Source organism: Protofrankia sp. CiT1, assembly GCF_917627335.1.
Taxonomy (GTDB): domain Bacteria; phylum Actinomycetota; class Actinomycetes; order Frankiales; family Frankiaceae; genus Protofrankia.
Map to the genome: position 1 here is coordinate 1 of NZ_CAKJTP010000050.1, position 13,208 is coordinate 13,208.

At 66.7% G+C, this 13,208-nt stretch carries 10 protein-coding genes; 4 read left to right on the plus strand and 6 right to left on the minus strand.

The window, feature by feature from the left end; genetic code table 11:
* Positions 1-684: 684 nt before the first annotated feature.
* The 6 genes from gyrA to dnaA all read right to left on the minus strand — a co-directional run bounded on the left by gyrA (position 685) and on the right by dnaA (position 10,558).
* On the minus strand, positions 685-3,201 hold the full coding sequence (gyrA, locus tag MJ785_RS10670; RefSeq protein WP_239307970.1) for a DNA gyrase subunit A: 2,517 nt from the start codon (positions 3,199-3,201) through the stop codon (positions 685-687).
* Positions 3,202-3,304: 103 nt separating this feature from the next.
* Positions 3,305-5,239, minus strand: coding sequence for a DNA topoisomerase (ATP-hydrolyzing) subunit B (gene gyrB / locus MJ785_RS10675; RefSeq protein ID WP_239307969.1), 1,935 nt, complete (start codon positions 5,237-5,239; stop codon positions 3,305-3,307).
* Positions 5,240-5,486: 247 nt separating this feature from the next.
* Entirely contained in the window at positions 5,487-6,095 is a 609-nt protein-coding gene (locus MJ785_RS10680; protein ID WP_239376984.1) for a DUF721 domain-containing protein, read from the minus strand.
* Positions 6,082-7,323, minus strand: coding sequence for a DNA replication/repair protein RecF (recF, locus tag MJ785_RS10685; RefSeq protein ID WP_239376985.1), 1,242 nt, complete (start codon positions 7,321-7,323; stop codon positions 6,082-6,084). Before recF ends, MJ785_RS10680 begins: the two co-directional genes overlap by 14 nt.
* 1 nt (position 7,324) lies before the next feature.
* Complete coding sequence (gene dnaN / locus MJ785_RS10690; protein WP_239307966.1) at positions 7,325-8,482, minus strand: DNA polymerase III subunit beta; 1,158 nt, start codon at positions 8,480-8,482, stop codon at positions 7,325-7,327.
* Between the two features lie 615 nt (positions 8,483-9,097).
* Positions 9,098-10,558 carry a chromosomal replication initiator protein DnaA gene (gene dnaA / locus MJ785_RS10695; protein WP_239380636.1) on the minus strand — a complete coding sequence of 487 codons (1,461 nt, stop codon included), beginning with the start codon at positions 10,556-10,558 and terminating at the stop codon, positions 9,098-9,100.
* A 289-nt stretch (positions 10,559-10,847) separates the two neighbouring features.
* Here dnaA and rpmH point away from each other — a divergent pair, with 289 nt between their 5' ends.
* From rpmH to yidC, 4 genes are read left to right on the plus strand one after another with little or no spacing between them, the layout of a single operon-like run.
* Positions 10,848-10,985 carry a 50S ribosomal protein L34 gene (rpmH, locus tag MJ785_RS10700; protein WP_013871596.1) on the plus strand — a complete coding sequence of 46 codons (138 nt, stop codon included), beginning with the start codon at positions 10,848-10,850 and terminating at the stop codon, positions 10,983-10,985.
* A 30-nt stretch (positions 10,986-11,015) separates the two neighbouring features.
* Complete coding sequence (gene rnpA, locus MJ785_RS10705) at positions 11,016-11,468, plus strand: ribonuclease P protein component (RefSeq protein WP_239307964.1); 453 nt, start codon at positions 11,016-11,018, stop codon at positions 11,466-11,468.
* Positions 11,465-11,917 (plus strand): membrane protein insertion efficiency factor YidD, encoded by a 453-nt coding sequence (gene yidD, locus MJ785_RS10710; protein ID WP_239307963.1) that lies wholly within the window; start codon positions 11,465-11,467, stop codon positions 11,915-11,917. Before rnpA ends, yidD begins: the two co-directional genes overlap by 4 nt.
* A gap of 12 nt (positions 11,918-11,929) precedes the next feature.
* Entirely contained in the window at positions 11,930-13,204 is a 1,275-nt protein-coding gene (gene yidC / locus MJ785_RS10715; protein WP_239307962.1) for a membrane protein insertase YidC, read from the plus strand.
* The last annotated feature ends 4 nt before the right edge of the window (positions 13,205-13,208 follow it).

The window sequence follows — 13,208 nt, forward strand, 5'->3', positions numbered from 1 at the left end:
GCTGCAGGCCGCGTGGCCGGCCGCCCGGTGGCCGCGGCGCTCGCCGTTGGCCCGGCCGCCGACGGATGCGGTGCCCCTGGCACGAAAGGGCGTGCCGGACTTTGCCGCTCCGCGGGGACGTCCGGATCCGCCGCGGGCTCAGGCCGATCAGCACCGGCCCGGGGCCGGTCCGGCTGCTCGCCTGTCCGCCTGCTGGTTTGCGCTGGCGAACCGCCAGCGCGCGGACGCACACTCGACGACGCCCGCGGCGGCATCCTCGTGTCGGGGATATCCCGTGGCATCCGCAGGTCCCGGATCGCGGATGGGGCCTTCTGCGCCCGTGTGCCGTCATCCTGCGAGCCCGACGCCGCGGCCGAGCCCCGCGCCGAGCCCCGCTCCGAGGCTGAGCCGGCGGCTGTACCCGAACCGCGGCCGGACTTCAGGCCCGGTTTCGTACCAGATTCGGATTCGGATTCAGGGCCAGGCACAGTGCCAGGGCCGGGCACAATGCCCTGACCGGTGGCCGGCCGGCTCGAACCCGGGGAACCCCGCCTGTCGTCAGGCGTCTCCTTGCCCCGGTCAGGAGACGCCTCCGACCGTGGCAAGGAAGATCCACGCAAGACCGGCGACCGGTTGGTCCGATCGTCATCATTGCTACTCACGGTCTGTCTCCCGCCATGCCCGGCCCATCATCCACATCCATCCTCAGGCTGAGTCTCCTCCGCCGGGATTGATCGTCGAACTATTGCCCGAACTGTCGTCAACATCAGCATTACGTGCCACTCCGACGACCTGAACGCCAGCCTCCAGATCGATGAGTCGGACCCCCATGGTCTGTCGTTGGGCCCGGCGGACGTCACGGGCGATGGTCCGCAGCACGCCGCCGTTAGAAGTGATCGCGTAAAGCTGGTCGTCCTGGCCCACCACCAGGGCACCGACCAGCCCGCCGCGAGTGGAGACAATCTTGGCGGTCAGGACGCCCTTGCCGCCGCGTCCCTGCACCGGATACTCGCCCAGGGACGTCCGCTTGGCGTAGCCCCCGCTGGTGGCAACCAGCAGATTGGCTTCCGAGCTCGGCGGCACGACCTCCATCGCGAGCAGTTCGTCGTCGGAGTCGAAACGCATCCCGATGACACCCGAGGTGGCACGTCCCATCGGGCGGAGCTGCTCGTCGTCGGCGTGGAAGCGGATCGACTGGGCCTGGCGGCTGACCAGCAGCAGATCGTCGCCCGCGGACACGAGCCGGGCCGCGATCAGCTCGTCGTCGTCGCGCAGGTTGATGGCGACCAGCCCACCGGACCGGTTCGAGTCGAACTCGGCCAACGCGGTCTTCTTGCACAGCCCGCGCCGGGTCGCGAGGACCAGGTAGGGCGCCGCGTCATAGTCGTTGATCGCCATCACTTCGGCGATCCGCTCGTCCTGACCGAACGCGAGGATGTTCGCCACGTGCTGCCCCTTGGCCGTACGGGCCTGTTCGGGCAGCTCGTGCGCCTTGGCTCGGTACACCCGGCCCTTGTTGGTGAAGAACAGCAGCCAGTGATGAGTGGTGGTGACGAAGAAGTGCTCGACGATGTCGTCCTCGCGCAGCGCAGCACCCTGCACGCCCTTGCCGCCACGGCGCTGCGACCGGTAGAGGTCGGTCTTCGTGCGCTTGGCGTAACCACCGCGGGTGACGGTGACCACGACGTCCTCGCGAGCGATCAGATCCTCGACGGACATGTCGCCCTCGAACGGGACGAGCCTCGTCCGCCGCTCGTCACCGAACCGGTCGACGATCTCGGTAAGCTCCTCGCCGATGATCTCCCGTTGCCGGGTCGGCGAGGCGAGGATCGCCTCCAACTCGGAGATCTTCGCGCGAAGCTCGGCCGCCTCATCGATGATCTTCTGGCGCTCGAGTGCGGCGAGCCGGCGCAGCTGCATGTCCAGGATGGCGACGGCCTGGATCTCCGACAGGGAGAACCGCTCCATCAGCTGCCCGCGCGCGGCGTCCGCCGACTCGGCGTTGCGGATAAGGTTGATCACTTCGTCCAGATGGTCGAGCGCGATCAGCAGGCCCTCGAGGACGTGCAGGCGCTCGCGGGCCTTGCGCAGCTGGTAGCGGGTCCGGCGGACGATGACGTCGACCTGGTGGTCGACGTAAAAGCGCACCATCTGGTCCAGCCGTAGCGTGCGCGGCACCCCGTCGACGATCGCCAGCATGTTCACGCCGAACGTGTCCTGTAGCTGGGTGTGCTTGTACAGGTTGTTCAGGACGACCTTCGCGACCGCGTCCCGCTTGAGGTCAATGATCAACCGTTGGCCGGTACGCGCCGAGGTCTCATCCCGGATGTCGGAGATGCCGCTGACCCGGTTGTCCCGGACCAGCTCGGCGATCTTCTCCGCGAGATTGTCGGGGTTGACCTGGTAGGGCAGCTCGGTGACGACAAGCTGGGTCCGGCCCTTGTTCTCCTCCACCTGCACGACGGCCCGCATGCGGATGCTGCCACGCCCGGTGCGGTAGGCGTCCTCAATGCCCTGGCGGCCAACGATGAGCCCGGAGGTGGGGAAGTCCGGCCCCTTGATCAGGCCGATCAGTGCCTCCAACAGCTCTTCGTCGGTGGCGTCGGGGTTCGTCAGGAACCACTTCACACCGTCGGCCACTTCCCGCAGGTTATGCGGCGGGATGTTGGTCGCCATTCCGACCGCGATACCACCGGCACCGTTGACCAGCAGGTTCGGAAACCGGCTGGGCAGGATCGTCGGCTCCTGTGAACGGCCGTCGTAGTTCGGGGCGAAGTCAACGGTGTCCTGATCGATGTCGCGCAGCATCTCCATCGCCAACGGCGCAAGCCGTGACTCCGTGTAACGCATGGCGGCCGGCGGGTCGTTACCCGGCGAGCCGAAGTTCCCGTTACCGTCGACCAGCGGGTAACGCAGCGACCACGGCTGGGCCAGCCGGACCAACGTGTCGTAGATCGCTGAGTCGCCGTGCGGATGGTAGTTACCCATGACGTCACCGACAACGCGCGAACACTTGAAGTACCCACGGTCCGGGCGGTAGCCACCGTCGTACATCGCGTAGAGAACCCGTCGGTGCACGGGCTTCAGGCCGTCGCGGACCTCCGGCAACGCCCGGCCGACGATGACCGACATCGCGTAGTCGAGATACGACCGCTGCATCTCGACTTCGATGCCGATGGGTTCGACCCGGTCGCCTGGCGGCGGAGGGAGTACATCGGTCACGCGGGTCCTTCCAGACTGGGGTGGTGAGGGCCGTCAGCAGTACGCGGTAAATATTGTCCGATATTTTCGATACATTCCATAGGTGCCAGAGGCGCCAGAAGTTCTAGATGTCGAGAAAGCGGACATCCTTTGCGTTACGCTGAATGAACGATCGCCGTGCGTCGACGTCCTCTCCCATCAGGACGGAGAAGAGCTCGTCCGCCACGGCGGCATCGTCCAGCGTCACCTGCAACAGGATGCGGCGGTCCGGGTCCATGGTCGTGTCCCACAGCTCGGTCGCGTTCATTTCGCCGAGGCCCTTGAAGCGCTGGATCGCGTCCTTGGGCAGTTTGCGCCCGTTCTCGATGCCATGCGTGATCAGGCCATCGCGTTCACGATCGGAGTAGGCGTACTGCCAGTCCTCACGACCCCATTTGATCTTGTAAAGCGGCGGCTGGGCGAGAAAGACATAGCCGGCCTCGACCAGTGGGCGCATGAACCGGAAAAGCAGCGTCAGCAGCAATGTCCGGATGTGCTGGCCGTCGACGTCCGCGTCCGCCATCAGTACGATCTTGTGATAGCGCAGCTTGCCCGCGTCGAAGTCGTCGTGGATGCCGCAGCCGAGCGCCTGGATCAACGCCTGGACCTCGGTGTTCTTCAGCACCCGGTCGATCCGGGCCTTCTCGACGTTCAGGATCTTGCCACGTAGCGGCAGGATCGCCTGGAATTTCGAGTCGCGACCGCCCTTGGCCGAGCCACCCGCCGAGTCACCCTCGACGATGTAGAGTTCGCAACGTTCCGGGTCGGTGTACTGACAGTCCGCGAGCTTGCCCGGCAGGCCCGTCCCGCCGAGCAGACCCTTGCGGCGGGTCAGGTCACGAGCCGCGCGCGCGGCGATCCGCGCCCGCTGAGCGTCCAGGGCCTTGCTGACGATTGCTCGGGCCTCGACACGGTTGGCCTCGAGCCAGTCCTTCAGCGCCGAGTAGCACATCTCCTGGACGAACCGCTTGGCCTCGCTGTTGCCGAGCTTGGTCTTGGTCTGGCCCTCGAACTGCGGCTGGGCCAGCTTCACCGAGATGATCGCGGTCAGGCCCTCCCGGATATCGTCCCCCGCGAGGCGCTCATCAGGGTTCTTGCCGTTGGCCTTCGGTGGCTTGAGCAAGTTCTGGTCTTTGGCGTAGGCATTGACCGCGCTGGTCAGAGCGGCGCGGAAACCCTCTTCATGGGTACCGCCCTCGTGGGTGTTGATGGTGTTGGCGAAGGTGTAGACCGACTCGTTGTAACCGGCGTTCCACTGCATCGCGAGCTCGGCCTCGATGCCGGTGCCCTTGGAGTCCAGCGAGATGACGGTCTTGTGGATCGGGTCCTTGCTCGAGTTGAGATGATCGACGAAGTCGACGAGCCCACCCGCGTAGCAGTAGGTGATCTCGAGGGGCTCCTCGGGGCGCTCATCCCGCAGGCTGATCGCCAGCCCCTTGTTCAAGAACGCCATCTCCTGCAGCCGGCGAGTGAGCGTCTCGTACTTGTAGTCGGTCGTCTCGAAGATCGTGTCGTCCGCCCAGAAGGTGACCGTCGTACCGGTCTTCCTCGTCGACGCGCCCTTGGCCAGCGGTGCGGCTGGCCGGGTGTTCGCATACGGCTGGAACCAGGTGAAGCCCTCGCGGCGGATCTCGACCTCCAGGCGGGTGGACAGCGCGTTCACCACACTCACGCCGACCCCGTGCAGACCGCCGGACACCGCGTAGGACTTACCATCGAACTTCCCGCCGGCGTGCAGGGTGGTCAGCACGACCTCGACCGCCGGACGTTTCTCCGTCGGGTGCTCGCCGACAGGGATACCCCGGCCGTTGTCAGATACTCGCACACCGCCATCGGCGAGCAGCGTCACAGCGATCGTGTCGCAGTAACCGGCAAGCGCCTCATCCACAGCGTTGTCCACAACCTCGTAGACGAGGTGATGCAGACCACGTTCGCCAGTGGAGCCGATGTACATACCCGGACGCTTGCGAACCGCGTCGAGACCCTCAAGAACCTTGATCGAACTTGCATCGTAGGCCACGCGGTATGTCCCCTCGTCCTCAACTGCGAACTACGCGAGAAGCGTCTCCTGATTCTACCTGGCCTCTCTGGCAGGAGGACGCTGGGTGGCCCCTGGTATGCACACAGCGCCACGAACAGCTTTCCATCGAACCCCCATACGCAGGCTTCCTCCGGATGACGCCTCCGGCGCGATCCGGGGACCCGGCGCTCCTGGCTGGCCACCGATCACGGACCGCCGGCCAGGGGCCAGCGAACGGCCTGGTGAATCAGCCGTACGTGTCGCGAGGACCACGCCCGCCGGAGGCCTGCAGAGGGCCGTGCCGCCAGCTGGGCGCGGTCGGGCCCCGGACCACGATCCGGCGCACCACGCCCGGCCCAAGTTCCTTGTGCAAAGTGACCAGCAGCTGCCGGGACAGCAGCCGCAGCTGCGTGGCCCAAGCCGTTGACTCCGCCGCCAGTTCCAGCTCGCCATCACACAGCGAAACCGGGTAGCAGCGCGATGAGATATTCGGGCCGACCAGCGTGTCCCAGCGAGCCAGGACCGTGGCGTCGGTCGCCCGGACCTCCCAGCCACGGTCCGCGAGCATCCGCTGTACCGCAGCGCCGAAAGCGACCGGTTCGGCCCACTCCCGTCCGGGCGCGGCCATTCCGGGCAGGTGCGGACGGCGTCGCGGCTCCCGCCCAGACCGATCGCCGCCATCTGTCCGCTCGGCGTTACGCCTGCCGGGCGCACTCAGCCCAGGACGTCGACCGGACGCCCGAGCACGGGCATCCTCCTTGGCCTGGGCGAGAACAAGACGGGCCAGGTCCGTGCCGCGCAGGGGGGCATGAGCGGCCGCCCACTCGCTATCGGTGCAGTTCTCATCCGGCGACATGGTCCACCCGCCCGTCCACGACTTCGAAACGCGCTCCGGCAAGCGTCACCGGTACGTCCGCGTCGACCGCTGCTGTCACCAGGACCTGCTCGGCTGGCATGACGAGCTCCGCCAGCCGGGCCCGACGGTGCGTGTCGAGCTCGGCGAATACATCGTCCAGCAACAGTACTGGTTCGCGTTGATCATCCCGCAACAGTTCGAATGATGCCAGTTTGAGCGCGAGCGCGAGCGACCACGACTCACCGTGGCTCGCGTATCCCCGTGCTGGCCGGCCGTTGATGAACAGCAACAGTTCGTCGCGATGCGGGCCGACCAGGGTCACCCCGCGTTCGATCTCCTTCGGCCTGAGCCGGGCGAGCTCGGCGAGCATCGCCTCCTCCAGCACGGCCCGGTCGCCCCCGGGCGTGCCGGCAATGGGCTCGCCCGGGATGGAGGCGCTGTGGGCACGGCCGATCAGAGCCTGGTCGGGAAGCCCGGCGAGAACCGTCGAATGGTACTCAAGCCTGGTCAGCGTCACCTCCCCGGCAGCCGAGATCGAGGCCGGGCTCCGAGTCGGCGCGGGGGACGAGGCCACCGCCGAGTAGGCGTTTTCCACCCTGGGCCGCAACGCCTCGACCAGCGCGCCACGCGCCGCCAGCAGTTCGGACCCGTACCGGGCAAGCTGCGCGTCCCAGACGTCCAAGGTACGTAGATCGCTTGTCCGGCCGCCGCGCCGGGCCGCCGCGGCCGTCCGCAGCAACGTCGACCGCTGGCGCAGCACCCTGTCGTAGTCGGCGAGCACACCGGCCAGCCGCGGTGTCCGGGCCACCAGCAGATCATCGAGGAAACGCCGGCGCTCGACCGGGTCACCTCGGACCAGCGCAAGATCCTCCGGGGCGAAGAGCACCATGACCAGCAGCCCCAGGAGGTCACGGGGGCGGCCAAGCGGAACCCGGTTGAGCCTTGCCCGGTTCGCCCGGCCCGGAATGATCTCAAGCTCCACCAGCGCGGCCCGGTCACCCCGCACTATCCGCGCGCGCACGGCCGCGCTCGCCGCGCCCTGGCGAACCAACGGCGCGTCTGAGGCCACTCGATGACTACCGAGCGTCGCCAGATAGCCAACGGCTTCCAACAGGTTGGTCTTGCCCTGCCCGTTGGAGCCGACGAACGTGGTCACCCCGGGCGCGAGCAACAGATCCAGCGCGGGATAGGACCTGAAGTCCATCAGCGACAGGTGCGTGAGATGCACGTCACCCGGACAGCCTGATCGGCATGAGCAGATACCGGTAGTCGGGAACCTCGCCGTCATCAGGTGCCTTGCCGGTGAGGATCGCGGGCTTCTTGGCGGCTTCCTCCGCGTCGTCAGCGCTCGCGAAACCGATGTGGACGACGTCGGACTCCACCGCGTTCAGACCGTCAAGCAGGTACGCCGGGTTGAAAGCGATCGACAGGTCTGGTCCGTCATAGCCGATCGACAGGCTCTCCCGGGCCTGCGCCTCACCACCAGCGCCGGCTTCAAGAACCAGATGATCGGCGGTGAAACCCAGCTGGACCGGAGCGGTACGCGCGGCGACCAGCGCGACACGTTTCACGGCCTCGGCGAACGGGGAGATCTCGATCTGCGCGGTCAACGGCGAGCTGTCCGGCAGCAGCCGCTGGTAGGCCGGGAACGATCCGTCCACCAGACGGGTTGTGGTCTGCTTGTCACCACCGGCGAAACCGGCGAGAGCCTCCCCGGACGGACCCGATCCGAGCGCGATCGCGACCTCCGCTCCCGACCCTGACAACGATTTTGCCGTGTCGCTGAGCGTACGCGCCGGCACCATCGCAATGCCCTCGACCGTTTCGGACGTAGGTCGCCACTTCATTCTCCGGACGGCAAGCCGATAACGGTCCGTAGCGGCCAGCGTGAGAGTCTCGCCATTGATCTCGAGACGGACACCGGTGAGCACCGGCAAGGTGTCGTCCTTACCCGCGGCCACCGCGACCTGGGAGACAGCTCCGGCGAAAGCGGTCCCCTCGATGTGACCGGTCACCGCCGGCATCGGCGGCAACGTCGGGTAGTCCTCGACTGACATGGTCGGCAGGGTGAAACGTGCGCTACCACAGGTAAGTACCACTCGGGCACCGTCGGTTGCCAATTCGATCGGCGCGGATGGAAGAGCTTTGGTGATCTCCGCGAGGAGCTTACCGGATACCAACGCCCGGCCCTCCTCGGCGATCGCCGCCGCTGTCCCGCACTGAGCGGCCACTTCGTAGTCGAAAGCGGCGATCTTCAATGCTGGACCGGTCGCGTCCAGCATAAGACCGGCAAGGACCTGAAGCTGGGAGGTCGCACGGGTCGGCAACGTGCGCGCCGCCCACGCCACGGCATCGGTGAAGTCGTCCCGTTCAACCCGGAACTTCATGATTCGCCCTTCTGGATGGTGCTGTTCGCGTGCACTGAGGCGTTCCAGCATCGCAGGCGTCCGCGCCGGGTGCGTCGCGGGGCTGGCATGGCGGGTCGGGGCCGCTCCGAGGCTGGAGAGCGCGTCGAAGACGGAAAGTGACTGATCAACGATCTTTATCGCGTTATCCCCAGGCCCCACTGGTTCTGGATTGTGTTTTCTGAGAAATGATCTAGTCCGTCGTAATAGTAGGGGCGGTGGATACTGGGGATAACCAGGCCGATCCGCAGCTCAGGGGGCTGATTGAGCGGTGCGGATGCTGTGGGTAACGCTGTGCACAGTGCCGGTGGTTTTCCACCGCCGGTCCGGTTGTCCCCAGCTGTGCCCCCGCTGTACAGAGTTTGTCCACTGTTTGTGCACAGTTTCTGCACAGCCTGTCCCCACTACGCAGCGCTTACGTCGGGGCTTCGCAGCAGTTTGCGGACACGCGGCGGGGGCCGGGATCAGACACGCCTGATCCCGGCCCCCGCTCCCCATATTCCACAGGGTTTTCCACAAGCTGTGCACAAGGCTCCACCGGTACACCGAGGCCGACGCGACCGTCTTCGGCCGCTCTCTACCCCGGATCCGCCCGGCTCATGCCTGTCGTGTCTGTGCCCGGATCCGGTTCGTCAATTCGGTGACCTGGTTGTAGATGGCACGGCGTTCGGCCATGAGCCCGCGGATCTTTCGGTCCGCGTGCATCACCGTGGTGTGGTCGCGGCCACCGAAGTGCTGACCGATTTTCGGCAGCGACAGGTCGGTCAGTTCCCGGCACAGGTACATCGCGATCTGTCGGGCGGTGACCAGGACCCGGCTGCGGGAGGTGCCACACAGGTCTTCCATGGACACACCGAAGTACGTCGCGGTCGCGTTCATGATTGCCGCAGCGGTGATCTCCGGGTCGGTCGCGTCCGGGATGAGATCACGCAGCACGATCTCGGCCAGGGTCCGGTCGACATGGGACTTGTTCAGGCTCGCGAACGCCGCGACCCGGATCAGCGCGCCCTCCAGCTCACGGATGTTGCGCTCGATATGCGTGGCGATGTACTCCAGCACGTCACCAGGGACGGGCAGCCGCTCGGTCGCGGCCTTCTTCGACAGGATCGCGATCCGGGTCTCCAGGTCCGGTGGGGTGACGTCGGTGATCAGACCCCACTCGAACCGGCTGCGCAGCCGGTCCTCCAGCGCGGACAGCTGCTTGGGGGAGCGGTCGGAGGAGATGACGATCTGTTTCTCGGTGTCGTGCAGGACGTTGAAGGTGTGGAAGAACTCCTCCTGCGTCCGTTCCTTGTTTTCCAGGAACTGGATGTCGTCGACGAGCAGCACGTCGATGTCGCGGTAGCGGCGCTGGAAGGCCTGCTGGCGGTCGTCCCGGATGGAGTTGATGAAGTCGTTGGTGAACTCCTCCGAGCTCACGTACTTCACTCGTGACTCTGGGTAGAGCTTCAGGGTGTAGTGGCCGATCGCGTGAAGCAGGTGGGTCTTACCGAGCCCCGAGTCACCATAAATAAACAGCGGGTTGTACGCTTTTGCCGGCGCTTCGGCGACGGCCACCGCGGCCGCGTGCGGGAACCGGTTGCTGTCACCGATAACGAACGTCTCGAACACATACCGGGGGTTCAGCCGGGCCGGTTCGTACGCTCTGGGTGCTGGGTCGCGGCCGAGGCCCGGCGTGATCCGGGCGGCGGGAGGGGCCGTGACCACCGGCTCCGGCAGCATGATCGGCCCGGTCATCGGCTCCGGGTCGGGCAGGTGCTCAACCGTGACGGCGACGCGGATTTCTCGTCCATAGGCTGTGGACAAAGCTGTGGACAGAAACGGTCGGAGGCGGGAGTCGAGCAGGTCCTTGGTGAACTCGTTCGGCGCGGCGAGCAGCGCTGTGTCCTGAACCAAACCGAGTGGACGGGTCAGCCGCAGCCATGCCCGCTGCTGCCCTGACAGGGTACCGTCCGCCACGCCGGCGACAGCCTGTCCCCATACCGCGGACAGATCTGGTTCGCCGGCGGGCACCGGGCCTGCCATGCCGGCGAATGGGCCGGCGCTGAGGTCGGTCACGAGCGAGGCTCCTCCGGACGGTCGGGCGGTCGGGCACCTGATGGATGCGCCCGCCGAGGGGATAGTTCTCCACATGGTCGTCCACAGCTGTGTACGACCATGACACTCCACCCGGTGTGGCGCCCCTCCGGTGCCTCGGACAGCGGTTGTCACCGCCCTTCCCGCCCCAGTGACGCGAGGCTTGATAGTGTCAGGCGTCAGGTTGTGGCGACCATGGGCTGTTCGGTGTGTCCCGTGCCGCCGCTACCGTCCTTGTTGTCCTTTGCCCGTCTGTCGTCCGGAGTCTTCTGTGAGCAAGCGCACCTTCCAGCCGAACAACCGTCGGCGTGCCAAGACGCATGGGTTCCGGCTCCGGATGCGGACCCGTGCCGGTCGCGCGGTGCTCTCGGCCCGTCGCCGCAAGGGCCGTAGCGAGTTGTCCGCCTGAGATTCACCGCGTCGCGATCCTTCCCGCGTCATGCTGCCCGTTCGGAATCGTGTCCGAACCAGGGCCGAGCATGCTCAGGTCGGTCGCGGTGGGCACCGGATCCGCAGCGGTCCGCTTGTTGTCCACAGCCTGGCTGTGGACAACAAGGCTGGCAGCCATCACCCTGTGGATAACGTGAATGCACCGGCCGCTCTTTCTCCCCCACGGGTGGGTTTTGCCGTGGGCCGCAAGGTGGGTAACGCTGTCGTTCGCAACCGGGTTCGCCGGAGGCTCCGCGAGCAGATGCGCGCCCGATTGGATCAGGTACCGCCAGGGACGTTGGTGATCGTGCGTGCTTTACCGGACAGCGCCACCGCATCCTCGGCTGAGCTCGGTCGTGCCCTTGACCGGGCGTTGCGCGAGCGAGCGTCCCGCGGTCGCTCCGGTAGCGCAACCGGGCAGCGGGACAGGCCCGCCGCAGCTGTCGACCGGCACCGTCGATGACTACGGGCACCTGCGGTCTTCTCGTGCTCGGCCTGCTCACGGCGGCTGACCTGGCCGCGGCGACCCACATCGCGGCCACGATCGCGCCGCGGGTGTCTCGTGGTTCTGACGGTACGGTACGCAGCCCACTCGCCTGGCTGCTGCTTACTATGATCAGGATCTATCGGACGGCCTGTTCTGGGCGCACTACAGGCGTCTGCCGCTTCGAGCCGTCCTGTAGCGCTTACGGACTTGAGGCAGTGCGCCGTTACGGGGGGGTCCGAGGCGGTCTGTTGACCGCCTACCGGCTGCTGCGGTGCCAGCCGATGTCCGCTGGCGGCTATGACCCGGTCCCGACGCGCAATGTGGTCCCGACGCGCGACCCGGGCTCGGGTCACGCCCCCAAGCACCCGCACAAGCCGACCGCGTCCCACCCTGGCACGAGGGCCAGCCGTGGCACGAGGGTCTAAGGAGACAGGCCAGTGTTGGATCCCCTCTACCATCTCGCGGCACACGCGATCGTCTTCTTCCACGGTGGCTTCGGGCCGATCTTCGGTCAGGACAGCTTCTTCGCGTGGTCGTTCTCCGTTGTCCTGCTGGTGGTCTGTGTCCGTATCCTGATCTTTCCTCTGTTCGTCCGGCAGGTGAAGTCGCAGCGGACGATGCAGCTGATGCAGCCCAAGATCAAGGAAATCCGGGAGAAGCACGGGCATGACAAGCAGCGGATGAACGCTGAGATCATGGCCTTGCAGAAGGAGCATGGCAACCCACTGCTCGGCTGTCTGCCGATCGTGTTGCAGATCCCGCTGTTCATCTCGTTGTTCCATGTGTTCAGCCATCTTCAGCCGGTGATGCGGCCGGGCGGCGTGCTGGAGTGGGCGCCCCGGGTGGGGCTGTCCGCCCATCAGGTACAGCAGATCGCCGAGGCCAAGCTGCTCGGTGTCTCACTGTCGACCTCGTTCACCTCGTCATCGAGCTTTCTCGACTTCGTCCAGGCCAACGGGACGAACGTCAAGATTTTTGCGGTCGTCCTGATCCTGCTCATGGGCGCGACCACGTTCCTGACCCAGAAACAGATCATGGCGCGGGCCGGGTCCGTTGACCCGCAACAGGCGATGGTCCAGAAGGTGCTGCTTTACGGCTCGCCGGTGATGCTGGCGGTGTTCGGCTTCCGCTTCCCGATCGCTGTCCTGCTCTACTGGCTCACCACCAACCTGTGGAGCATGGGCCAGCAGTTCTTTGTCATCAAGAAGATGCCGCCGCTGCTGCCGCAGACGGCGAACGGGCGCGTGCCCGGCACCCGGGTGGAGACCGGCAATGCCAAGGGCAAGACGCTCGAGCCGCCGGCGCGGCCCGCGCCCGGCGCACGCCCGGCGCCCGGTGCCCGTCCCACGGCGAAGGCCAAGAACCGTCCCAAGCCCACCGCGGACGCGTCGGCCACGGATTCCTCCGCGGATCCCTCGCCCGCGGCATCCCTGACCAAGGGCACGAACAAGTCCACCGGCAAGGCTCCGCCCGGCACCCGTTCGCCCGGAAGCAACGGGCGGCCTTCCACGGTGGCTGGCAACCCGGCTGGCAGGGTGTCGCCAGCGGCCGAGAACGGTTCCGTCCAGGACAACCGGACGGTGCCGGACGGCGAGGCCAAGACCCATTCGGCGGGTGCACCCGGGGTGGCGGCTGGCGCACGGCGTCCCCCCGGCGGTTCCCGTCCCGCCAAGCGGCGCGGGAAGGGCGGGCGGCCCGGGGGGCGGCGTTGACCGG

What these genes read in the sequence shown, in the direction of transcription:
- MJ785_RS10680 (WP_239376984.1), bottom strand. Translation starts at nt 6,095, where the DNA reads ATGTCGCCGGATGAGAACTGCACCGATAGCGAGTGGGCGGCCGCTCAT.
- dnaN (WP_239307966.1), bottom strand. Translation starts at nt 8,482, where the DNA reads ATGAAGTTCCGGGTTGAACGGGACGACTTCACCGATGCCGTGGCGTGG.
- rnpA (WP_239307964.1), top strand. Translation starts at nt 11,016, where the DNA reads ATGCTGCCCGTTCGGAATCGTGTCCGAACCAGGGCCGAGCATGCTCAG.
- yidD (WP_239307963.1), top strand. Translation starts at nt 11,465, where the DNA reads ATGACTACGGGCACCTGCGGTCTTCTCGTGCTCGGCCTGCTCACGGCG.